We start from the raw sequence: 1,604 nt of genomic DNA on the forward strand, positions 1-1,604 counted from the left end.
TCCTGCCAGATGGCCGCCAGCTGGCTTTCCAGTCCGGGGCGCGGTGCCTGGTAGTCACGCTGGATGCGCTGCGGCTCCGGCAGCGCCTTGCGCTCCAGCTTGCCGTTGGGCGACAGCGGCAGGCGCTCCAGCGCCACGAAGTAGCTCGGCAGCATGAACTCGGGCAGCCGTTGTTTCAGCCGCGCCCGCAGCTCGCTCTCGTCGTAATCACCGCCGACCACATACGCCACCAGTTGCTGGTCGCGCACCAACACCACCGCTTCGCGCAGCGCCGGATGTTCCAACAGCGCTGCCTCGATCTCGCCCAGCTCGATGCGCAGGCCGCGCAGCTTCACCTGATGGTCGATGCGGCCCAGGTACTCCAGCACGCCCTCTTCGGTCCAGCGCGCCAGGTCGCCACTGCGGTACAGGCGCTGGCCGTCGCCGAAGGGGCTGGCAACGAAGCGTTCTGCGGTCAGCCCCGGACGACGGTGGTAACCGCGCGCCAGGCCGATGCCACCGATATACAGCTCCCCCGCCACGCCAATCGGCTGCGGATTGAGACGCTCGTCGAGGATATGAATCTGCAGGTTGGCGATTGGCCGGCCAATCGGCACGCTGCGCCGCTCCTGGCCGCTGCAGCGCCAGTGGGTCACGTCGATGGCCGCTTCGGTCGGGCCATACAGGTTGTACAGCTCGGCCTGTGGCAGGAGCTGCCGCGTGCTGCTGGCCAGTTCCGCCGGCAGCGCTTCACCGCTGCAGACGATGCGTCGCAGGCTTTCGCAGCCCGTCAGCTCACCATGACCGACGAAGGCCGCCAGCATGGAGGGGACGAAGTGCAAGGTGCTGATTTTTTCACGCGCGATCAGCTCGACCAGCTTGGCCGGGTCGCGGTGATCGCCCGGTTGCGCCATCACCAGGCGCGCGCCTGTGATCAGTGGCCAGAAGAATTCCCACACCGACACATCGAAGCTGAACGGGGTTTTCTGCAGCACCCGATCATCAGCTGTGAGGTCGTAGGCCTGCTGCATCCAGGCCAGGCGGTTGTAGAGCGCCGCATGGCTGTTGCCGGCGCCCTTGGGCTTGCCGGTAGAGCCGGAGGTGTAGATCAGGTAGGCCAGCTGCTCGGGGTGAATGTCCACCTCGGGCGCGCTCTGCGGCTCTTGAGAAAGATCCAGATGATCGAGATTGAGCACCTGCACACCGCCCACCTGCGGCAGGCTGTCGATCACCGCATCGTGGCTCAGCAGCAGGCTGACGCCAGCGTCTTCGAGCATGTAGCGCAGGCGTTCGGCCGGATACTCCGGGTCCATCGGTACGTAGGCGCCGCCGGCCTTGAGGATGGCGTACAGCGCCACCACCATCTCCACCGAACGCAGCGCCGCCACGCCCACCAGGCTGTCGCGGGTTACGCCGAGCTTTTGCAGATGGTGAGCCAACTGGTTGGCGCGCAGGTCCAGTTCGGCGTAGCTCAGACGCTGCTCGCCGCACACCAGGGCAACGGCCTGCGGCTGCGCCTGCACGCGCCGTTCGAATTGACGATGTACCGGCTCGACCGCGCCGTAATCGACGCGGGTGGCGTTGAAGCGGGTCAGGGCCAGGCGATCCTGATCATCGTCCAGGCG

At 66.6% G+C, this 1,604-nt stretch carries 1 protein-coding gene; it reads right to left on the reverse strand.

Translation table 11 applies throughout. The features are described 5' to 3' along the window. Positions 1-1,604: amino acid adenylation domain-containing protein (locus tag H3221_RS25515; RefSeq protein ID WP_224490817.1), on the reverse strand; the 1,604-nt coding region annotated here is incomplete at both ends.

The organism is Pseudomonas chaetocerotis (assembly GCF_015712105.2).
Lineage (GTDB): Bacteria > Pseudomonadota > Gammaproteobacteria > Pseudomonadales > Pseudomonadaceae > Aquipseudomonas > Aquipseudomonas chaetocerotis.